Annotated in this window: 13 protein-coding genes; 6 read left to right on the top strand and 7 right to left on the bottom strand. The window is 60.9% G+C overall.

Translation table 11 applies throughout. The features are described 5' to 3' along the window. The first annotated feature begins 10 nt into the window (after positions 1–10). Positions 11–1,519 carry a transporter gene (locus H9642_RS16485; RefSeq protein WP_251837560.1) on the top strand — a complete coding sequence of 503 codons (1,509 nt, stop codon included), beginning with the start codon at positions 11–13 and terminating at the stop codon, positions 1,517–1,519. 23 nt (positions 1,520–1,542) lie between these two features. Here the strand turns inward: H9642_RS16485 and H9642_RS16480 are convergent, their stop codons facing one another. After that, the gene (locus H9642_RS16480) at positions 1,543–2,871 is read right to left on the bottom strand and encodes a sigma-54 dependent transcriptional regulator (protein WP_251837559.1); all 1,329 of its coding nucleotides are present in this window, start codon (positions 2,869–2,871) and stop codon (positions 1,543–1,545) included. 295 nt (positions 2,872–3,166) lie between these two features. Here H9642_RS16480 and H9642_RS16475 point away from each other — a divergent pair, with 295 nt between their 5' ends. After that, positions 3,167–3,433, top strand: coding sequence for a hypothetical protein (locus H9642_RS16475; protein WP_251837558.1), 267 nt, complete (start codon positions 3,167–3,169; stop codon positions 3,431–3,433). A 117-nt stretch (positions 3,434–3,550) separates the two neighbouring features. Here H9642_RS16475 and H9642_RS16470 read toward each other — a convergent pair whose 3' ends face one another. From H9642_RS16470 to smc, 4 genes are all read right to left on the bottom strand, one after another. After that, entirely contained in the window at positions 3,551–4,870 is a 1,320-nt protein-coding gene (locus H9642_RS16470; protein WP_251837557.1) for a Na+/H+ antiporter family protein, read from the bottom strand. A 147-nt stretch (positions 4,871–5,017) separates the two neighbouring features. Further along, entirely contained in the window at positions 5,018–7,384 is a 2,367-nt protein-coding gene (gene ligA / locus H9642_RS16465) for an NAD-dependent DNA ligase LigA (protein ID WP_251837556.1), read from the bottom strand. Positions 7,385–7,555: 171 nt separating this feature from the next. Continuing rightward, entirely contained in the window at positions 7,556–8,368 is an 813-nt protein-coding gene (gene zipA, locus H9642_RS16460) for a cell division protein ZipA (protein ID WP_251837555.1), read from the bottom strand. A 200-nt stretch (positions 8,369–8,568) separates the two neighbouring features. Next, entirely contained in the window at positions 8,569–12,057 is a 3,489-nt protein-coding gene (gene smc, locus H9642_RS16455; RefSeq protein WP_251837554.1) for a chromosome segregation protein SMC, read from the bottom strand. Positions 12,058–12,495: 438 nt separating this feature from the next. Between smc and H9642_RS16450 the strand changes: the two genes are divergently transcribed. The 4 genes from H9642_RS16450 (at position 12,496) to gcvT (ending at position 19,088) form a co-directional block, all read left to right on the top strand. After that, a complete protein-coding gene (locus tag H9642_RS16450; protein WP_251837553.1) occupies positions 12,496–13,425 on the top strand; it encodes an EamA family transporter in 930 nt (309 codons plus the stop codon). A gap of 85 nt (positions 13,426–13,510) precedes the next feature. Beyond that, the gene (gene gcvP, locus H9642_RS16445; RefSeq protein WP_251837552.1) at positions 13,511–16,372 is read left to right on the top strand and encodes an aminomethyl-transferring glycine dehydrogenase; all 2,862 of its coding nucleotides are present in this window, start codon (positions 13,511–13,513) and stop codon (positions 16,370–16,372) included. 101 nt (positions 16,373–16,473) lie between these two features. After that, a complete protein-coding gene (locus H9642_RS16440) occupies positions 16,474–17,850 on the top strand; it encodes an L-serine ammonia-lyase (protein WP_251837551.1) in 1,377 nt (458 codons plus the stop codon). A gap of 113 nt (positions 17,851–17,963) precedes the next feature. Continuing rightward, a complete protein-coding gene (gcvT, locus tag H9642_RS16435; RefSeq protein WP_251837550.1) occupies positions 17,964–19,088 on the top strand; it encodes a glycine cleavage system aminomethyltransferase GcvT in 1,125 nt (374 codons plus the stop codon). Here the strand turns inward: gcvT and rarD are convergent. Further along, positions 19,085–20,011 carry an EamA family transporter RarD gene (rarD, locus tag H9642_RS16430; protein WP_251837549.1) on the bottom strand — a complete coding sequence of 309 codons (927 nt, stop codon included), beginning with the start codon at positions 20,009–20,011 and terminating at the stop codon, positions 19,085–19,087. The two genes, gcvT and rarD, sit on opposite strands and share 4 nt — an antisense overlap. Before the next feature lie 178 nt (positions 20,012–20,189). Further along, a complete protein-coding gene (gene tal, locus H9642_RS16425) occupies positions 20,190–21,122 on the bottom strand; it encodes a transaldolase (protein ID WP_251837548.1) in 933 nt (310 codons plus the stop codon). Between the last annotated feature and the right edge of the window lie 75 nt (positions 21,123–21,197).

Raw genomic sequence — 21,197 nt, 5'->3', positions numbered from 1 at the left:
GATGCCAGACATGTTTCGTCCGCTACCGCTACGTGGCGCAATCTGCCTCAGCGCCTTGCTACCTGCCTCGATACTACAGGCCAGCACCCAAGCTGAAATCGACATCCTTGAAAAGGAAATCCAAGTATTACGTCAGCAGTACGATTCCTATAAAAAAGAAATGGCGGTCCTTGAACAAGACATCAAACTCGTGACGGAATCAGTCGAGCCGCCTGCTGCTAGCGACCCACCACCAGTGCGCCGCCCTCAACCCAAACCCGCTGCCCAAGCCCAGCCCGAGCCTGCGCAGACACCTCCCGCAGCCGCAATCGCACCGGTTACACCCGTTGCGGCGCAACCCCGCTCCGCTTCGCTAGCCAGCGCTCCACCTGTTAGGCATCCGACACCCGTTGTACAGGCGCCTCCGTCTTCCCCACCTGCGCCGCCCATACAGCCACAGCCCGCAGCTGGACAGACGCAGAACCAAGACACAATCACCGTGGCTCGCCAGTATCCGCCCAGCCGCACGCTGAAGGTTCCGCAAAGCGAAGGGTATGGCGCCGATCTACAGGACGACGCCGCCCCCGTACGCAGCGTGGAAAACCTGTATGACGAAGCGTCGGGCTTTTTCGGCGGTGGTACCTACAGCCTCGAAACCGGGATCACCTACAGCCATTACGAAACGCGCCAACTGATCCTTAACGGATTTCTGGCACTGGACTCGATATTTCTGGGCAATATCAACATTGATCAGATCAGCGCAGATAACTTCACCCTGGATGTTACTGGCCGCTACAACATGAACAACAATTGGCAGGTGGATCTGAACGTCCCCATGCTGTATCGCAACGTCACCTATGAATCAGGTGGGGCGGGCAATGCATCTGTGCAGGTGTCAGGCAGTGATGTCACTACCGGCCCGGAACTGGGTGATGTAAGTGCAGGCGTTTCCTTCAAAATCCTTGATCAGGATGGCAATACACCCGATACGGTATTGAGCCTTCGCGTCAAAGCGCCCACGGGTACTCACCCCTATGGGATCAAACTGATACAGGTCGCCGGCAATGACAGCCTGACTGTGCCCGAAGATATACCGACGGGTAACGGTGTCTGGTCCGTCAGCCCTGGCATTTCCCTCGTGAAAACCGTGGATCCTGCGGTGATTTTTGGCAATCTCTCCTACACCTATAATTTCGAGGAAAGCTTCAGCGATATCAGTGCAAACCAAGGCACCAAACTGGGGGGATCAATAAGGCTGGGCAACTGGTTCCAATATGGCCTGGGGCTGGCGTTTGCACTCAATGAAAAAATGAGTTTGTCGATGTCGTATTCACAATTGATCAGTCAGAAAAGCCGCATCAAACAGGACGGCAGTGGCTGGTACACGGTCGTGGGCAGCGATGCCAATTCCGCTTTTCTCAACTTGGGCATGACTTATTCGGTGAACAACAATCTGGCGATTGTCCCGAATCTCTCCCTGGGCCTGACTCCGGACGCTCCCGACTTTACCTTCAGCTTAAAATTCCCCTATTACTTCTGAACCCCGTTGCAGGTAAATCTGGATCAAATGATGTCGTGCTTGTGCAGCAAACGATAAAAGGTGGGACGCGAGATCCCCAGGACTCGCGCGGCCTCACTCAAATTGTTGGAATAGCGCTTCATGACCTCGCTCAGTGCTTGCCGCTCCGCAGCCAACTTGTAATGCTCCAGCGTGCACACTGCTCCGCCCCCACTCGTGACTATCTCCAGACCCAAATCCCGCGCCTCGATCTGACGCCCTTCCGCCAATACCAAGCCGCGCCGAACGCGATTGGAAAGCTCGCGAATATTGCCTGGCCAGGGGTGCTCACTCATCGCCTGCATCGCCGTTTCGCTGAAGCTACGCGGTCGTCGCCCGGTCTCTCCGCTGTACAACCGAGCGAAACGAGTGGCGAGCAGGGGCACGTCAGAGAGCCGCTCCCTCAATGGCGCCATGCGAATTTGCAGCACATTCAGCCGGTAATACAGGTCCTCCCGAAAGCTCCCCTCGCGCACCGCGTTTTCAAGATCGATATGGGTGGCTGATAGCACACGCACATCCATCGATAAGGACACACTGCTACCGACTCGTTCGATATGTTTTTCTTGCAAAAAACGCAGCAGATTGGCTTGCAGCTCCAAGGGCAGATCGCCGATTTCGTCCAGAAACAGAGTACCGCCATCTGCCGCTTCAATACGGCCGACCTTACGTTGGTGAGCTCCGGTGAATGCTCCTTTTTCATGGCCAAATAATTCAGATTGAATAAGATTTTTCGGCATGGCGCCGCAATTAATGGCAATGAAGGGCTTTTCCGCGCGGTGCGACATGCGGTGTAAGGCCCGCGCAACCACTTCCTTACCGGTGCCGCTTTCACCGCGAATCATGACGGGCGTATCCGTGGGAGCAAACTTGCCGACCAACTTGCGCACTTCATTCATGGGACGGCTATCACCTACCAGTTCGTCCAGCTTACCCGAGCGTTGCACCTCCACTCTGGAGCGCAGACGCGACATGCCATAAGCACGTCCAATAGCTACCTGTACGCGGGCCTCGTCAAACGGCAAGGTGTGAAAATCGAAAAACCATTCGCAAATAAAATCCCGCACATTCTGCTGCTGCAGAAAATCTGCTGTCAGCACCGCAATCCATTCGCTGGTGCTACGGCTCAGCATATGACGCAGAGGTTCCAGGTTGGTCAAATGGGCATGCTGTAGCCGGATCATTCCGACGTGACAGGATTGAGACAAGGCGTTTTCCAGGACACAACTGCGAACTTCCCAGCCCGCGGCCTGAAGGCTGGGTGACAAACCATGACAGGCCACGCAGGGATCAACCATCAACAGGTGGCGGACGACTGGAACAGAGTCATGCATAACCGTTCCTTGGTTATAAAAATTAAGAAAAACAGGGTGTTGCCCGTAGCAGCTAAACGTTAGCAAGGTTTTTCCGGGAACTTCTACCGCCTGTCTGCTACCCAACCTTGTGTGAGTTTCAGCAAACCATACGTGCCTTGCTCGTTTAAACGAGCTTATAAAAACACGACAAAAAAATGAACCGAACGACACCATGTGACTTTTGGCTAATGTTCGACCATCTATCAGTTTGTAACCCAGCCGTAGCCAACGCTCCGGCACTCACACCTTGGGCACTTTTTTGGAGAATTACCCCATGACCGCCCCGCTCCGTGTTAACGAAGCACTTCTCATCGCCGACCGCGCCTTTCAACCGTTTCAATGCATTGCCTGGGCGGCCGATTACACAGGCGAACTGAGCCTGAGCGTAATCGACCGTACCAATTCCAGCGTGGTCAGCCGCTCCAAGGTTTCGATGAAGGATTACAGTGACAGCGAACACCTGGCCAAAGTCCTACACAAGGCCCGCCAGGAGCTCAGCGCAGAAGGCTTCGCTCTGAATGATTGGAGCATGCCGGTCTAACCTGCTGCGTTCGTTCGCGGGATCGCACCGTCTGAAGCCAGCCGTGCAGCCCCTACAAACAAAAAAATCCCCGGGAAGATTTCTTCTACCGGGGATTTTTTGCATCAGGCAACGAGATTACAGGACCATCGCAGCAACCCAGCCGAACACCAGCACGGGCAGGTTGTAATGCAAGAACGTCGGCACCACCGTGTCCCAGATGTGGTTGTGCTGGCCATCGACGTTGAGCCCCGCGGTAGGGCCGAGCGTCGAGTCCGAGGCGGGTGAGCCGGCATCGCCGAGGGCGCCGGCGCTGCCGATGATGCTGACGATGGCCAGCGGGCTGAAGCCCAGCTGTATGCACAGGGGAACGAAGATCGCGGCGATGATCGGCACGGTAGAGAAGGACGAACCAATGCCCATGGTGACTACCAGGCCAACCAGCAGCATCATCAGCGCGCCCACCGCCTTACTGTCGCCGATCCAGGCAACCGAGGCATCTACCAGGCCTTTGATCTCGCCTGTCTCCCGCATGACCTCGGCAAAGCCGGACGCAGCGATCATGATGAAGCCGATCATCGCCATCATCTTCATGCCCTCGGTGAACAGGTCGTCGGCCTCCCGCCAACGCACGATCCCCGATACCGAGAAGATCACGAATCCTACCAGTGCGCCAATGATCATCGAGCCCACCCACAACTGGACGATAAAGGCGGCGGCAATCGCCACCAGGGCTACCAGCAGGCTGCGCGCGTTATAACGCACATCCACCTGCTCGGCCTGCTCGATGCGTTCCAGATCGTAGACTCGCGGCTTGCGGTAGCTGTACATCGCGATCAACAACCCGACCACCATGCCTAGCGCCGGAATCAGCATGGCTTCGGTGATATGGATGCCCGTTACATCCACACCACTACGCGCCACGTTGGCGAGGAGAATCTCGTTGAGGAAGATATTGCCGAAGCCGACCGGCAGAAACATATAGGGCGTGATCAAGCCAAACGTCAGCGTGCAGGCGATCAGCCGGCGATCAATCTGCAGCTTGGTCAGCACGTAAAGCAGTGGCGGCACCAGCAGGGGAATGAAGGCGATATGAATGGGCAGGATGTTTTGCGAAGAAACCGCCACTGCCAGCAGCAGGCCGATCATCATCCATTTCAAGGTGCGGGCGCTACCGCGGTCGCCCTGCCGGCCCACCATAGCCAGCGCCTTGTCAGCAAGCACATGCGCCACACCGGACTTGGCGATGGCCACCGCAAAAGCACCCAGCAAGGCATAGGACAAAGCCACCGTGGCGCCGCCCCCCAGCCCTTTATTAAAGGCAGTCAGCGAACCTTCGATACCCAGGCCGCCCAGCAGGCCACCGGACAGCGCGCCGACAATCAACGCCACCACTACGTGTACCCGGCACAAGCTGAGCACCAGCATGATGCCGACTGCTGCAATTACCGCATTCATAATGAACTCCCGTCAGCCATCGCGACCGTTGAAAACGGCGCGGAGTCTGACGAAAAACACGGGGAAAATCCACCTTCCACCGGTCCTTGGTGCCGATCAGCGAGCAGTAGGCTTAGCCAACTGTCTGGTAACCTGCGTAGCCTGCAATCAGCCATTCAGCTCCGCCAGCAGCGCCACGAATGCCGCCTCGTCCAGTACCTTGATGCCCAGCTCAGTGGCTTTGGCCAGCTTCGAGCCGGCTCCCGGACCTGCGACCACCGCGTTGGTCTTGGCCGATACAGAGCCTGCCACCTTGGCACCTAATTCTTCCAGGCGAGCCTTGCCAACATCGCGACTCATGCTTTCCAGGCTGCCGGTAAGCACCCAGGTCTGCCCGGCCAGCGGCAGCCCCTCAACCTGCTGCTTTTCGCTGTGCCAATGCATGCCGAACTCACGCAGCTGCGCTTCAATGGAGCGGGCGCGCTCTGCGTTTTCCGGCTGATCGAAGAAATCACGCAACGAGCGCGCAGCTTTTTCGGTAAGCCGTTCGATCTGTCGCAAATCCAGCCAGTCTGCATCGATCAGGCTTTCCAGGCTGCCGAATCTGTCCGCCAGGCGCTGCGCCCCCGTGGCGGCGATAAACGGAATGTTCAGCTTGTCGATAAAACCGGCCAGGCTGACGCAGCCGGCGAAGTCGGGATGCAGCTCGCCTTCCTCTTGCAATTCAATTCCGCGCGCAAGCAGTTGCTCGATGACTTCAAGGTTGTGCGTATCCTGGAAAAAACTGTGAATTTCATGGGCGACCTCCAGCCCCACTTCGGGCAGCCAGGACAGCAGCTCTGGCAAGGCCACCTGGATGCGCGCCAGCGTGCCCAGGGCGCGTGCCAGCAACTTGGCAGTTTCTTCGCCCACATCGGGAATGCCCAAGGCATAGATAAACCGGGCCAGAGTCGGCCGGCGGCTGTGCTCGATGGCCGCCAGCAGGTTACGTGTCGACAGCTCGGCGAAGCCGTCCAGCTCGACAATTTGCTCGAATGTCAGGGTATAGAGATCCGCCGGCGAACTGACCAGCCCCTTGTCCACCAGTTGCTCGACGATCTTGTCGCCCAGACCATCGATGTCCATGGCGCGCCGCGAGACAAAATGGATGATGGCCTGCTTGAGTTGCGCCTGGCAGCTCAAGCGCCCGATGCACCGATACGCCGCACCTTCGCTGATCGACTCCTTGCCCTTGCTGCGTTTGATCAACTGGGTGCGCTCCACCGCCGAGCCGCATACCGGGCACTGTTGCGGAATCTGTACCGCACGTGCATCGGCCGGGCGGCGCTCGGCAATCACACCGAGAATCTGCGGAATCACATCGCCAGCGCGACGGACGATGACCGTGTCGCCGACCATCACGCCGAGGCGCGCAACTTCATCCATGTTGTGCAAGGTGGCGTTGGATACCGTCACCCCCGCCACCTGTACCGGCTTGAGACGCGCCACCGGTGTGATCGCCCCGGTGCGCCCGACTTGGAACTCCACGCCGAGCAGCTCGGTGATTTCTTCGCGGGCCGGAAATTTACGGGCAATGGCCCAGCGCGGTTCACGGGCACGAAAGCCCAGCGCACGCTGCTGGGCCATCGTGTTGACTTTGAATACCACGCCATCGATTTCATAGGCCAAGGCATCACGCCGGGTGCCTATATCGTCGAAATAGGCACGGCACTCCGCCACCCCATGGGCCCGTTTCAATTCCCGGCTAATGGGCAGGCCCCAGCCCTTAAGCGCCTGGAGAATGCCTATATGGGTATCCGGCAGCTCTCCGTCGCTGCGTCCCACGCCATAAGCGCACAATTCCAGTGGACGCCCGGCGGTAATCTTCGGATCGAGCTGGCGCAGGCTGCCGGCGGCAGCATTACGCGGATTGGCGAACGGCTTGCCACCATTTTCCAACTGGCGGGCGTTGAGGGCTTCAAACCCCGTCTTGGGCATGAAAATCTCCCCGCGTACCTCCAGCACCACAGGCCAGCCGGAGCCTTGCAGCTTGAGGGGAATATTGCGCACCGTACGCACATTCGCACTGATGTCCTCGCCGGTGCTGCCGTCACCGCGGGTCGCACCGCGCACCAGTTGACCGTTCTCATACAACAGGCTGACCGCCAGGCCATCGAGCTTCGGCTCGCAGCTGTATTCCACCTCAGCACCGCCGCCGAAGAGATCGCCAGCCGGCAGGTCCAGCCCCTCGCGCACGCGGCGATCAAAATCCACCAGGTCCTGTTCTTCAAAGGCATTGCCGAGGCTGAGCATCGGCACTTCATGCTTCACCTGGCCAAACGCCGCCAGTGCTTCGCCGCCTACTCGCTGCGTCGGCGACTCCGGTGTCACCAGCTCGGGATGCTCGTTTTCCAGGCGCTTGAGTTCGCTGAATAACCGGTCGTATTCGGCATCCGGAACGCTGGGCTCGTCGAGCACGTAATAGCGATAGTTATGCGCATCTATTTCACTGCGCAGCGCGGCTATGCGTTCGGCGGCGGATTGAGCATCGGTCATTGCAAATTCTCGTACAGATGATTATCCGCTTACCGGGCGACGTCCCTGCTATTTGACCAAAAACCGAGGTTCAATGCGCAGTTCGTAGCTGAAGCAAGCGGGTGTGTTGCAGACATGACAAAGCCTCAAGCCAAGCGCGCGGCTTGCAGCTTGAGGCCTTGTCATGGGGATTTAGCGTTTTTGCGTCATCTGCCGACGCTCAAACTCCATGATACGTTGACGATAGTGCTCAATGGTCTGCGCGGTCATCACGCTGCGCTGATCGTCCTTCAGCTCGCCATCAAGTTCCTGGGAAAGCTTGCGGGCAGCGGCAATCATCACGTCAAACGCCTGTTTCGGATAACGCGGCCCCGGCAGCCCGAGGAAAAAGCTCACCGCACGGGTGGTGAACAGATCGATATCGTCCAGATCGAACGTGCCAGGCTTCACCCCGTTGGCCATGGAAAACAACACTTCGCCGTGACCAGTCATGCTTTCATGGCGGTGAAAGATATCCATCTCGCCGAACCGCAAACCGCTTTCCAGGATGCTTTGCAACAGTGCGGGCCCCTTGAAGCCTTCCGGATTGCGGCATTCCACGTTGATCACCAACACTTCTTCGACGGGGCTTTCGCTCCCTTCCGCCGCCTGAGTTTCCGAGTCGCCTTCATCCAGTGGATTTAGCAAGGTCGGTACCGGCTCATCAATCGCAAGGTCGAGGTTGCGCTGGCGGATCTCCGGCTCGAGCCGCTTCTTCCCAACGCCAGGCTTGCCCGCGGCGGGCCGGCTCTTTTCATCGCCACGCGCAGTCCCAGGCTCAACGATGCGCACGGGACCGAGCGTCTCATCTTCGGGATTATCAGCGAATGTGCTGGCAAGCTTCCGGTCGAGTTTGAATTTAAGTGTTCCCTTGCCGCCACGCATACGGCGCCAGCCATCGAACAGAATGCCGGCGATCACAATAATGCCGATGACGATCAGCCACTCCCGCAGACCGATACCCATGAAATCCTTGACCCCTGAAAATGTGATGAAAAACAGGCACATCCGGCCTGCGAAAAAATGGTCGTGACGTTAGCTGAAAGCTCTTGCAAGTCTTTCCGAGAGCTGGAAAGGCCCGATAAATTAACACGCTGTCCCGCTGTTTTGTACCGCCCCCGTTCCACTCTTACGTTCTTTCGCCGTAATTGCGAAAGCCGGCGTGCCTACGCCTCCGCCAACGCTACCGCCTCTTCGACGTCCACCGCCACCAACCGCGAGCAGCCGGGCTCGTGCATGGTCACACCCATCAGTTGGTCGGCCATCTCCATGGCAATCTTGTTGTGGGTGATATAGATGAACTGCACCTTCTCCGACATTTCCTTGACCAACCGCGCATAGCGGCCAACGTTGGCGTCGTCCAATGGCGCATCGACTTCGTCAAGCATGCAGAAAGGTGCCGGATTGAGCTGGAAGATGGCAAATACCAACGCCAGCGCGGTCAGCGCCTTCTCACCGCCGGAGAGCAAATGGATGGTGCTGTTTTTCTTGCCCGGCGGGCGCGCCATGATCGCCACCCCTGTATCGAGTAAATCCTCGCCGGTAAGTTCCAGGTACGCAGTGCCGCCACCGAATACCTTAGGAAACAGGGCCTGCAGACCGGCGTTAATCTGGTCGAAGGTTTCCTTGAAACGGTTGCGGGTTTCCTTGTCGATCTTGCGGATCACGTTTTCCAGGGTATCCAGCGCTTCCACCAGATCGGCATCCTGGGCATCCAGGTAGCGCTTGCGCTCGGATTGCTGCTGGTATTCATCAATGGCCGCCAGGTTGATCGCCCCCAGGCGCTGAATACGTCCGGCCAGACGTTCGAGCTCCTCTTCCCAGGCGGCCTCCGAGGCCTCGGCGGTCAAGGTGGCAAGTACGCCGTGCAAGTCGTAGCCGTCCTCCACCAACTGCTCCTGCAGCGCCTTGCGGCGCACGTCGAGGGTCTGCCAGTCGAGACGCTGCTGTTCCAATTGGCCACGCAGCAGTTGCGCCTGCTGCTCGGCCTGGGTGCGGCGCTTTTCGGCATCGCGCAGCTCGCGGTCGGCGTCTTCCAGGGCCAGCCGGGCTCGCTGAAGTTCTTCCTCCACGCCCATGCGTAGCTCGAGCAGCTCTTCTAGCTTCATGCGCAGTTCTTCGAGCGGCGCGGCACCCTCTTCCAGGTTCAGCGACAGTTGCTCTCGGCGCTCCAGCGCCCGCTCAAACTGCAGCTCCAGCCGCTCCAGCGCCTGGCGGGTGGAGTCGTGCTGCGCCTTGAGCGAGCCGATACGCACCGCCAACTGATGGGCCTGGTCCTTGTGCTGACGAGCCTCCTGGCGACTGCGTTCGACGCTCTCCCGCAACTGGTCGCGGCCGCTCAACAGTTTTTCGCGCTGGACGTTGTCCTGCTCCATCGACTCCAACGCCGAATGCAGATGCAAGCGCGCCTCGCCCAATTGCTCCTGCTCCAGAGCTTGTTGCTCGGCAGCTTCACTCAACTCTTCATCGAGGCGCTGACGACGCAGGATCAGCTGCTCCACCTTGGCCTGCTGAGCGGACAACTGAGCCTTCAACTCGCCCAGGCAGCGGGCTTCATGCTGTTGCTGACGACGCAGCTGTTCGCGCCGTTCCTCCTGCTGGAGCTGACTATCGCGCAGCTGCTGCAGCCGCTCTTCCAGGGTTTCAAGCGTTGCTTCGCGCTCTTCGCGCTCGGCGTGCAAACGCTCTAGCTCCTGGCCACGAGCCAATACTCCGGATTCGGCTTCGCCGGCACGACGCACACGCAGGAAATGTCGACCAACCCAATAGCCGTCGCGGCTGATCAGGCTTTCTCCGTCGCCTAGCTGGCCGCGGCGCGCCAACGCCTCCTCCAGCGTTTCCACCGGCCGCACCTGACCCAACCAGGGCGCCAGATCGCTGCGCGATTCGATTTTGTCCAGCAGGCTGCCCGGCACACGCGCTGCGCCCGATGACGGCGTCAATAGCCGCAACTCGCCCTGGGCAAAGCCCGCCAGATCAAGCCCGGCGAAATCATCCAGCAGCACCGCCTGCAAATCTGCACCGAGTACGGTTTCTACCGCCAACTCCCAACCGGACTCGACACGCAGGCCTTCGGCCAGGCGCGGACGCTGCTCCAGTTGCTGGCCACGCAACCACTCGACTGCACCCTTGCCGGGATCGAGCGCCGCCTGCTGCAAGGCCTCCAGCGAGGCGATCCGGCCATTTAGTCGCTGCAGGTCGCCCTGGGCCTGTTGCTGGGCCTGGGTCGCCTGCTGCAACTCACTGCGCAGTCGATCGAGTTGCTCGCCCAGGCTGTGTTCTTCCAGCTGCAGCTCTTCCAGTTGCAGCTCGCTGACGGCCAGTTGCTCGTTGAGCTCGAGGATCGCCGCATCCTCGGGATCGGCGGCAAGCAACGCATGCTCATCGCGCAGGCGCCGTTCGCGTTCGGCCAACCGCTCCAGGCTTTGTTCCAACTGCACAATGCGCGATTGCTGCACTTCGGCGGCGCGGCGCGGCTCGGCGCTGCGCTGACTGAACGCATCCCACTGTTCCTGCCAGGCATGCATGCCGGCTTCGGTCTCTTCCAGCGCGGCGGCGGCCTCTTCAGCCGCGGCGATGCTGCCCTCCTGCTCGGGTTCGAGCATGGCCAGTTCTTCATCCAGGGTGGCGAGCAACGTGCGGTCGTGCCCCAGATGGGACTCGGTTTCCTCGCGCTGGCGCTCCGCTTCACGCAAGTCGTCCTGCATTTGGCGCAGCCGCTGCTGGCCGTGCTGAATGTTCTGCTCGACGCGGGCGATATCGCCGCCTACTGAATAGAAACGCCCCTGCACCTGGTTAAACGATTCCGACAGCTCATGATGGCCGTCGCGCAGGCGTTCGATGCTCGCATCGGCACTGCGCTGTTCGGCCACCAGCGCCTCGAAGGCGACTTCCTGGTCGCCGATGATTCGTTCCCGCTGGCCGGCCTGTTCGTTGAGCGCCTGCCAACGCAAGGCGGCCAGTTGGGCTTTGAGCTGGCGCTCTTCGGCCTTGTACTCCTGATACTTCTCGGCCGCCTGGGCCTGGCGGTGCAAACGGTCGAGCTGACGCTCCAGCTCCTCGCGCAGATCGGTCAGACGCTCCAGGTTCTCGTGGGTGCGGCGAATGCGGTTCTCGGTCTCGCGGCGGCGCTCCTTGTACTTGGAGATGCCGGCGGCTTCCTCGATGAAATTGCGCAGATCCTCAGGCTTGGCCTCGATCAGCTTGGAGATCATGCCCTGCTCGATGATCGAGTAGCTGCGTGGCCCCAAACCGGTGCCCAGGAAGATATCGGTGATATCGCGGCGACGGCACTTCACGCCATTGAGGAAATAGGTGTTCTGGCTGTCGCGGGTCACCCGGCGGCGGATGGAAATTTCCGCGAACGCCGCGTATTCGCCGGTCAGGGTGCCGTCGGAATTGTCGAAGATCAGTTCGATCGATGCCTGGGTCACCGGCTTGCGGGTATTGGAGCCGTTGAAGATGACGTCGGTCATCGACTCCCCACGCAGGTTTTTTGCCGAGCTTTCGCCCATCACCCAGCGCACCGCATCAATGATGTTCGACTTGCCGCAACCATTGGGCCCGACCACCGCCGCCATGTTGCTTGGGAAGCTCACGGTGGTGGGGTCGACGAAGGACTTGAAGCCCGCCAGCTTGATGCTCTTCAGGCGCATGGACGCACTCCGCCAACCGGCACAACCCCGACGCTCCGCGCGGAACAAGGGCGGCCGCAGGTACCCAGCGGGTTTACGAAACGGCGTAGCGTACGAGCGCGTAACGCTAGCCGGGCAAAATTGTTCGACCCCTTGAACGTCATGGGTTTCCTTCGGTGGACGCGTGTGTTTTTCTCAGGCTCGGGCACGTCGAAAATCGGCCCCAAAAGCCGTCTGCGCGCGGCATACGAAAGGCGCGAAGTGTACCACAGAGCCTCCTTGGCAAAAGCAGACGAACGGCCGCTTCACAGGCAATTGACAGCGCCTCGTCTGTGCGGGCAATCCTTGCTGACGAGCACTTTGCGGCTGCTCTACCACGCCCGGTCCGCACACCCAAGCGGCAGAAAAGAGTATGCTCGAAAGCTTTTCAGCCCTCTTGCCCCAGGCGCTCTTCCGTTCATGTCCAGTCGTAGTTCTCTTGCTGTTGCGACGCCTTTCTCACGTCCCGTCGCGGTTCTGATACTGGCCTGCCTGGCCTGTTCATTCGCCGCCAACCACATCGCCGCACGCATCGCCTTCGATGATGGTGCGGGTGTCTTGCTAGCTGTCCTGTGCCGGTCAGGACTGACCCTGCTGGTGCTGATCGGCATTCTGTGCTGGCAGCGCCAACGCCTGCAGCTGCCTGGCGGGACGCGCGGCTGGCAGTTGCTGCTCGGCCTGCTGATTGCGACCCAGAGCCTGACCCTGTACTCGGCAGTCGCCCGCATCCCGGTTGCGTTGGCGTTGCTGGTGGCCAACGTGTTCCCCATTCTGCTGGCGCTGCTTACCTGGGCACTGGGCGGCAGCGCACCGGGACGGCGCACCAGCCTGCTAATGGCGCTGATTCTGTTCGGCCTGGTCCTGGCGCTGGATGTGCCAGCCCGCTTGAGCGCCGAAGCATCACCGAGCAGTGACTGGCTGCTTGGGGTGCTGCTGGCGTTCTGCGCGGCCAGTGCGTTTGCTGGAGCACTCTGGGTCACCGATCACAAGCTGGCCGACGTGCGAGGGGCGCTGCGCAGCATGCTGACCATGTCCGTGGTGTTCACCAGCATGTTGCTAGTCGGGGTCAGCGACCTCATGCCCGGCGCGCTGAGCCTGCCAGCCAGTACCAGCGGCTGGTTGGGGTTGGCCGCGCTGGCGGTGCTGTATGGCACGCCCTTTTCGCTGCTGTTCATCCTGTTCCCCCGCCTGAACATGGCGCAGAACACACCCGTGATGAACATCGAACCCATTGCCAGCCTGATGCTGGGCTGGCTGATTCTTGGCCAGATGCTCGGTGGGCTACAAATGGTCGGTGGTGCCATCGTTCTCAGCGGTATCGTCATGCTCAGCCTGCGCCGGGTGGGCTGAACAACGCGGCTACTGGACGGCATCACCGTCGGGGTCAACACTTGAGCGGCATGGCAGCCAGACCGCCGCTCAAAGGAACCGCCCGATGACCACCTTGCATGACTTGTACACCCGTAACGAATTCATCGATCGCCACCTCGGCCCGCGCGAAGCCGATATCGCGGTCATGCTCGATTCGCTCGGTTTCGACTCCCTGGATGCCCTGACGGACCGCGTCATTCCCACCAGCATCAAGGACACCCTAGGGCTCGAACTGCCAGAAGGCCTGGGTGAGGCCGAAGCCCTCAGCGAGCTCAAGGCCATCGCCGCGCGCAATCAACTCTTCACCAGCTGCATCGGCCAGGGGTATTACGCCACCCACACCCCCACACCGATCCTGCGCAACCTACTGGAAAACCCGGCCTGGTACACCGCCTACACGCCCTACCAGCCGGAGATCTCCCAGGGTCGCCTCGAAGCGCTGCTGAATTTCCAGACGCTGATCATCGACCTCACCGCCCTGCCTATCGCCAACGCCTCACTGCTCGACGAAGCCACCGCCGCCGCCGAAGCCATGGCCTTCTGCCGGCGCCTCTCAAAGAATAAGGCGAGCCAGGCGTTCTTCGCCTCACAACACTGTCACCCACAAACCCTCGATGTGCTGCGCACCCGCGCCGAGCCCCTGGGTATTGAAGTGGTGATTGGCGATGAGCAGCAACTCGACGATCCGGGACGCTATTTCGGGGCCCTGCTGCAATACCCGGCCAGTACGGGCGAACTGTTCGACTACCGCGCCCTGGTAGAGCGCCTGCACGCCGCCCAGGCGTTGGTGGTGGTCGCCGCCGACCTGCTGGCCCTGACCTTGCTCACCCCACCCGGAGAGTTCGGCGCCGACGTGGCCATCGGCAGCGCCCAGCGCTTTGGCGTACCGCTGGGGTTCGGTGGCCCCCACGCCGCCTATTTCGCCACGCGCGAGGCCTTCAAACGCGATATGCCCGGTCGCCTGGTCGGCGTTTCGGTGGATCGTCACGGCCAGCCGGCTTTGCGCCTGGCCATGCAGACCCGCGAGCAGCACATCCGCCGCGAGAAGGCCACCAGCAACATTTGTACGGCCCAGGTGCTGCTGGCCAATATCGCCAGCATGTATGCCGTCTACCACGGCCCCCAAGGCCTGACCCGCATTGCCCTTCGCGTGCATCGCCTGACAGCCATCCTCGCCGCCGGCTTGCGCCAGCTGGGCCTGGACGTACAACAGGAATACGCCTTCGACACCCTGACCCTGGCCAGCGGCGCTCGCACCCGTGAGCTGCATGCCAGAGCTCGCGCGGCCAGTATCAACTTGCGCGAAATCAATGACGACCAGATCGGACTGTCCCTGGATGAAACCAGTACGCAGAGTTTGGTCGAGCGCCTATGGGCAATATTTGCCGAAGACCAGAAAACGCTGCCCAATTTCGCCTCCCTGGCTACAGCCACGCCTGATGCGTTGCCGAGCGAATTGCTGCGCACCTCTCGCTTTCTCGAACATCCCGTATTCAACCGCTACCACTCGGAAACCGAGCTGATGCGCTACCTCCGGCGGCTGGCCGATAGGGATCTGGCGCTGGACCGCAGCATGATCCCGCTCGGTTCCTGCACCATGAAACTCAATGCCGCCAGCGAAATGCTGCCCATCAGCTGGCCGGAATTTTCCCAGCTGCACCCCTTCGCGCCGTCCGAGCAGAGTCAGGGTTACCGGCAGCTCACCGACGAACTGGAAGCCATGCTGTGCGCGGTCACCGGTTATGACGCGGTCTCTCTGCAGCCCAACGCCGGCTCGCAAGGCGAATACGCCGGACTGCTGGCCATCCGCGCCTACCATCGCAGCCGCGGCGAAGGACAGCGCGACCTGTGCCTGATTCCCGCGTCGGCCCACGGCACCAACCCGGCCACCGCCAGCATGGCCGGCATGCGCGTGATGGTGGTGGCCTGCGATGCCCAGGGCAATGTGGACATCGAGGACCTGCGCGCCAAGGCCGAAGCCCATCCAGACCAACTGGCGGCACTGATGATTACCTACCCGTCTACCCACGGCGTATTCGAGGAAGGCATCGGCGAAATCTGCCGGATCATTCACGAGCATGGCGGCCAGGTGTATATCGACGGCGCCAACCTGAACGCCATGGTCGGCCTCTGCGCGCCGGGGCGCTTCGGCGGCGATGTCTCGCACCTCAACCTGCACAAGACCTTCTGTATTCCCCACGGCGGCGGCGGCCCGGGTGTCGGGCCGGTCGCCGTCAAGTCGCACCTGGCGCCGTTCCTGCCCGGACACGCTCATTTGGAGCGCCAGGAAGGCGCGGTCAGCGCGGCGCCCTACGGCAGCGCCAGCATTCTGCCGATCTCCTGGATGTACCTGAAAATGATGGGCGGCGCTGGCCTCACGCGGGCCTCGCAGTTGGCGATCCTGAATGCCAACTACATTGCCCGACGCCTGGAAGCGCACTATCCGATTCTCTACAGCGGCAGCCACGGACTGGTTGCCCACGAGTGCATTCTCGACCTGCGCCCTCTCAAGGACAGCAGTGGCATCAGCGTCGATGATGTAGCCAAGCGGCTGGTCGACTTCGGCTTCCACGCGCCCACCATGTCCTTCCCCGTGGCCGGCACACTGATGATCGAACCCACCGAAAGCGAATCCAAGGAAGAGCTGGACCGTTTCTGCGCTGCCATGATCCACATCCGCCAGGAAATCAAGGCGGTGGAAAAAGGCGACCTGGACCCCGAGGACAACCCCCTGAAAAACGCCCCGCACACCGCTGCTGAACTGGTCGGTGACTGGACGCACTTCTACAGCCGAGAACAGGCCGTGTACCCCGTAACCAGCCTCGTAAACAACAAGTACTGGCCGCCGGTCGGGCGCATTGACAACGCCTACGGCGATCGCAACCTGGTGTGCGCCTGTCCGCCTATGGAGGCTTATGAGGACTAAAACTCTGAGCTCGGCAAGCGTCCAGGGAAAGCTGGCATTCCCCGGCCTGGCCAACTGTACTGAGCTGAGATTTACATTGAACGTTATCTTCGGAGTGTCACATGTCCCTCAGCGTTCTCGATCTGTTCAAGATCGGTATCGGCCCCTCCAGCTCTCATACCGTGGGGCCGATGCGAGCCGCCGCACGCTTTGCCGAGGGACTTAGACGCACGGCCCTGCTGGACGCCACCGCCAGCATCAAGGTCGAGCTGTACGGTTCACTGGGTGCAACGGGCAAGGGGCATGGCAGCGACAAGGCGGTCTTACTCGGGCTGGAGGGAGAGCAGCCGGAACACGTGGACATTGCCAGCCTGCCAGCTCGACTGGCGACCATTCGCGAGCGCGGCGAACTGCGATTGGCGGGCCAGAAAAGCATCCCCTTTGTCGAAAAGGACCACCTGGCATTTATCCGCAAACCGCTGCCGTACCACCCCAACGGGATGATCTTCCGGGCCTTCGACCTGTTCGGCATGCAACTGTGCAGCCAGGAATATTATTCGGTCGGCGGCGGTTTCGTGGTGGACGAGCAGGCAGCCGGCGCTAACCGAATCGTCGAAGACCAAACGCTTTTGCCCTACCCCTTCCACAGCGGCCAGGAACTGCTCGCCCTGTGCGTTGAGCATGAGCTGTCCATCAGCGAGCTGATGCTCGCCAACGAAGGCGCCTGGCGCGAGGAGGCCGACACCCGCCGCGCGCTGCTGGAGATCTGGCAGGTCATGCAGGACTGCGTGTCCGCCGGTTGTCGCCATGAAGGCATCATGCCCGGCGGCCTCAAGGTGCGTCGCCGCGCCGCTGGGCTGTATCGCCAGCTGAGTGAAAATCCCGAAGCCAACCTGCGCGACAGCCTCAATGTGCTCGACTGGGTGAACCTCTACGCGCTGGCGGTCAATGAAGAAAATGCCAGCGGCGGGCGGGTGGTCACCGCGCCCACCAATGGCGCCGCCGGGATCATTCCGGCGGTGTTGCATTACTACCGACGCTTCATTCCCGGCGCCGATGAAGACGGCGTGGTGCGCTTTCTGCTCACGGCCGCCGCCATCGGCATTCTTTACAAGGAAAACGCGTCGATATCCGGCGCCGAAGTCGGATGTCAGGGCGAAGTTGGCGTGGCCTGCTCGATGGCCGCCGGCGCGCTCTGCGAAGTGCTCGGTGGCACCGTACAGCAAGTGGAGAACGCCGCCGAAATCGGCATGGAGCACAACCTGGGCCTGACCTGCGACCCGGTCGGTGGGCTGGTACAGATTCCGTGCATCGAGCGCAACGCCATGGGCGCGGTCAAGGCGATCAACGCCGCGCGCATGGCCTTGCGGGGCGACGGCCAGCATTCCATCTCGCTGGACAAGGTGATTCGCACCATGCGCCAGACCGGTGCCGACATGAAAAGCAAATACAAGGAAACCTCTCGCGGCGGACTGGCGGTGAACATCATCGAATGCTGAAAGCAGAGGCAAGCTTCAGCGACAGCTAAATCCACTTGTCCAAATCACCCACTGTTCGCTGCCTCTGTTTGCGGCTTGGCGCTTGCAGCTTCTAGCTACCGAAGGAGAACCCTATGACCACCGAAGCCTTGGCAAAAACCCCGTTACACGCCCTGCACCAAGAACGTGGTGCCCGCCTGGTGCCATTCGCAGGCTACGAGATGCCGCTGCACTACTCGCTGGGCATTCTCAAGGAGCACCTGCACACCCGTGAGCAGGCTGGCCTGTTTGATGTCTCGCACATGGGCCAGATTCTGTTGCATGGCAGGGCGGCGGCGAGCGCCTTGGAAAGCCTGGTGCCGGTGGACATTATCGACTTGCCTGTAGGCCAGCAGCGCTATGCCCTGTTCACTGACGAACAGGGAGGCATCCTCGACGACCTGATGGTTGCCAAGCTCGCTGAAGACCGGCTGTTACTGGTGGTCAACGCCGCCTGCAAGACGCACGACCTGAAGCACCTGCAGCAGCATCTCGGCACGCAGTGTGGAATCGAGCCGCTGTTCGAAGAGCGCGCACTGCTTGCCTTGCAGGGGCCGCAGGCCGCCGCCGTGCTCGCCCGTCTGGCCCCCCAGGTGGAACAAATGACGTTTATGCAGATCGCGCCCGTCGAACTGCTCGGTTGCGAGTGCCTGGCCAGCCGTTCCGGCTATACCGGCGAGGACGGGTTCGAAATCTCCGTGCCCGCCAGCCATGCCGACGCCCTTGCCCGCCACCTGCTCAGCGAAAAAGAAGTCCAACCCATCGGCCTTGGCGCCCGCGACTCGCTGCGCCTGGAAGCCGGGCTGTGTCTGTACGGCCACGACATGAACCCCAGCACCACGCCGGCCGAAGCCGGCCTGCTCTGGGCCATTTCCAAAGTACGCCGTGCCGAGGGTGACCGGGCAGGTGGCTTTCCCGGTGCCGAGCGCATTTTCGCCCAGCAGCGCGACGGCGTGGCCCGCAAACGCGTTGGTTTGCTACCCCAGGAGCGCATCCCGGTTCGAGAAGGCGCCGACCTACTGGACGCCAACGACACAGTGATCGGCCAGGTTACCAGCGGTGGTTTTGCGCCCAGCCTGGGTGCTCCGGTGGCTATGGGGTATGTGGACAGCGACCAGGCAACGCTGGGAACTCAGCTCTGGGCACGGGTGCGCGACAAACGTGTGGCGGTTACGGTGGCCAAGATGCCGTTCGTGCCGCAACGCTATTACCGCGGCTAATGCCGGGTGGGCCTTGGCTCACGCTGTGCTTGCGTGCTGGGCGCAGCCCCGTGCCGGCGCCAGACATGCCGCGCGCCTTCCAGCACCAGCACCAGCACGGCCGCCCAGATGGGGATATATGTAAGCCATTCGTTGCTCTGAATCCGCTCACCGATCAACAGCGAAACCAGCACCAGCAGCACTGGCTCGACATAACCCAGCAACCCGAACAAGCCCAGTGGCAATAGGCGACTGGCCATCAGATAGCTGATCAAGGCCCAGGCGCTGATCATGCCCATCAAGGGCACCAGGCCGAACAGACGGGGTTGCTCGCTGAAATGCACCACCATTTCGCCACCCGCCCAGGCAAACCAGAGCGCCACCGGCACCATCAGGATCATTTCGAACCACATGCCGCCCAATCCATCGGTGCCCATCTTGCGGCGCAAGGCAAAATAGCCGGGATAGCCCAGCGCTACCAACCAGGTCTCCCAGGCCAGGCCGCCAACCACCAGTATCTGATTGGCTACGCCGCATACCGCCAGTAGCGTTGCCAGCTGCTGCAGCCGGCTCAGTCGCTCGTTGAACAGTAAGCGGCCCACCAGGATCATGCTCAGCGGCAAAAGAAAATAACCCAGCGAGACATTCAGGCCGCGCCCCTGCAGGGGAGCCCAGAGGAACAGCCAGAGTTGCACGCCAAACAGGAAGGCGCACAGCACCATGCCAGGCACCAACCAGGGCGCGGCGCGAACGCGCCGCGTCAACTCGGCCACCGCGGACCATCCCCCGGTCAGGCTGATGAACAGCATCAAGCAAGGCAACGTGAGGATGACCCGCCAGCCGAAAATCTCGGTCCCGCTCAGCGGAACCAACAGGGTCGACAGGTAATACAGAGCGGCAAACAGCACCGAAGCCATGACCGAAAGCACTACGCCTTTGGACACTTCAAACCTCACCGACCAGAAAAGGGGCGCTAGTGTGCGATCCCGACCTTGCAAATGCCACTGGAATAAACCGGCGCCGCGTGTGCCCTTTCGATGGCGTCGCGGCTACCGTCTTTTCTCTCAACGAAACAGCCAGCGTGCAGGATGGACAACCGTTGTTGTCCATCCTGCACCGTTTTCAGCGCTCGGCGCGAGCCTTGAGCAACGCCTCAAGCTTTTCCTGGTCCCGGGCGAACTGGCGAATCCCTTCAGCCAATTTTTCCGTCGCCATGGCGTCTTCGTTCAAGGCCCAGCGGAACGCGGCTTCATCCAGAGACTGGCGCGGCTCGGCGGAGGCACCTGGTTGCAGGCGACGCTCCAGCGTCTGTGTATCCTCAGACAGCTGCTGCAGCAACTCGGGGCTGATGGTCAGGCGGTCGCAGCCTGCCAGTTGTTCGATCTGGCCCAGGTTGCGAAAGCTCGCGCCCATGACCACGGTCGCGTAGCCGTTGGCTTTGTAATAGTTGTAGATACGCGTCACCGAACGCACGCCAGGGTCTTCTGCGCCGGTAAAATCTCGCCCATCGGCTTTTTTGTACCAGTCGTAGATGCGCCCCACGAAAGGTGAAATCAGAAATACACCGGCGTCCGCACAGGCCACGGCCTGGGCAAATGAGAACAGCAGTGTCAGGTTGGTCTGGATGCCGGCCTTTTCCAGTAGCTCGGCGGCACGAATGCCTTCCCAGGTGGCGGCAACCTTGATCAGCACCCGCTCACGGCCGATGCCCGCCTGCTTATACAGATCGATGAGTCGTTCGGCACGACGCAGGGTCGCCTGGGTATCAAAAGACAGTCGGGCATCCACCTCGGTGGAAATCCGTCCGGGAATGATCTTGAGGATTTCCTGCCCCACGGCTACGGCGAAGCGGTCGCAGGCCAGGGTCAAGTCGCCGCCGCTGGCTGCGATCGATTGATCGAGCAACGCGGCATAACCCGGCATGGCGGCGGCCTTGAGCAGCAGCGACGGATTGGTGGTGGCATCCACGGGTTTAAGGCGAGCAATCGCCTCCAGATCGCCCGAGTCGGCGACAACGGTAGTGATGGCTTTGAGCTGTTCCAGCTTGGAAGACATGGGCGGTACCTGATATGCAGATCGAAAGAGTCATTCCCTGACACGGTAATGGATGAGAGATTCTCATCGCTCCCG

The organism is Serpens gallinarum (assembly GCF_014836765.1).
GTDB classification, from domain to species: Bacteria; Pseudomonadota; Gammaproteobacteria; order Pseudomonadales; family Pseudomonadaceae; genus Serpens; species Serpens gallinarum.
The sequence above is the reverse complement of the archived record's forward strand: the minus strand, read 5'-3'. Positions and strand labels throughout refer to the sequence as shown.

What these genes read in the sequence shown, in the direction of transcription:
- ligA (WP_251837556.1), bottom strand. Translation starts at nt 7,384, where the DNA reads ATGACCGATGCTCAATCCGCCGCCGAACGCATAGCCGCGCTGCGCAGT.
- H9642_RS16450 (WP_251837553.1), top strand. Translation starts at nt 12,496, where the DNA reads ATGTCCAGTCGTAGTTCTCTTGCTGTTGCGACGCCTTTCTCACGTCCC.
- H9642_RS16475 (WP_251837558.1), top strand. Translation starts at nt 3,167, where the DNA reads ATGACCGCCCCGCTCCGTGTTAACGAAGCACTTCTCATCGCCGACCGC.
- H9642_RS16485 (WP_251837560.1), top strand. Translation starts at nt 11, where the DNA reads ATGTTTCGTCCGCTACCGCTACGTGGCGCAATCTGCCTCAGCGCCTTG.
- gcvT (WP_251837550.1), top strand. Translation starts at nt 17,964, where the DNA reads ATGACCACCGAAGCCTTGGCAAAAACCCCGTTACACGCCCTGCACCAA.
- zipA (WP_251837555.1), bottom strand. Translation starts at nt 8,368, where the DNA reads ATGGGTATCGGTCTGCGGGAGTGGCTGATCGTCATCGGCATTATTGTG.
- smc (WP_251837554.1), bottom strand. Translation starts at nt 12,057, where the DNA reads ATGCGCCTGAAGAGCATCAAGCTGGCGGGCTTCAAGTCCTTCGTCGAC.
- H9642_RS16470 (WP_251837557.1), bottom strand. Translation starts at nt 4,870, where the DNA reads ATGAATGCGGTAATTGCAGCAGTCGGCATCATGCTGGTGCTCAGCTTG.
- H9642_RS16440 (WP_251837551.1), top strand. Translation starts at nt 16,474, where the DNA reads ATGTCCCTCAGCGTTCTCGATCTGTTCAAGATCGGTATCGGCCCCTCC.
- H9642_RS16480 (WP_251837559.1), bottom strand. Translation starts at nt 2,871, where the DNA reads ATGCATGACTCTGTTCCAGTCGTCCGCCACCTGTTGATGGTTGATCCC.
- gcvP (WP_251837552.1), top strand. Translation starts at nt 13,511, where the DNA reads ATGACCACCTTGCATGACTTGTACACCCGTAACGAATTCATCGATCGC.
- tal (WP_251837548.1), bottom strand. Translation starts at nt 21,122, where the DNA reads ATGTCTTCCAAGCTGGAACAGCTCAAAGCCATCACTACCGTTGTCGCC.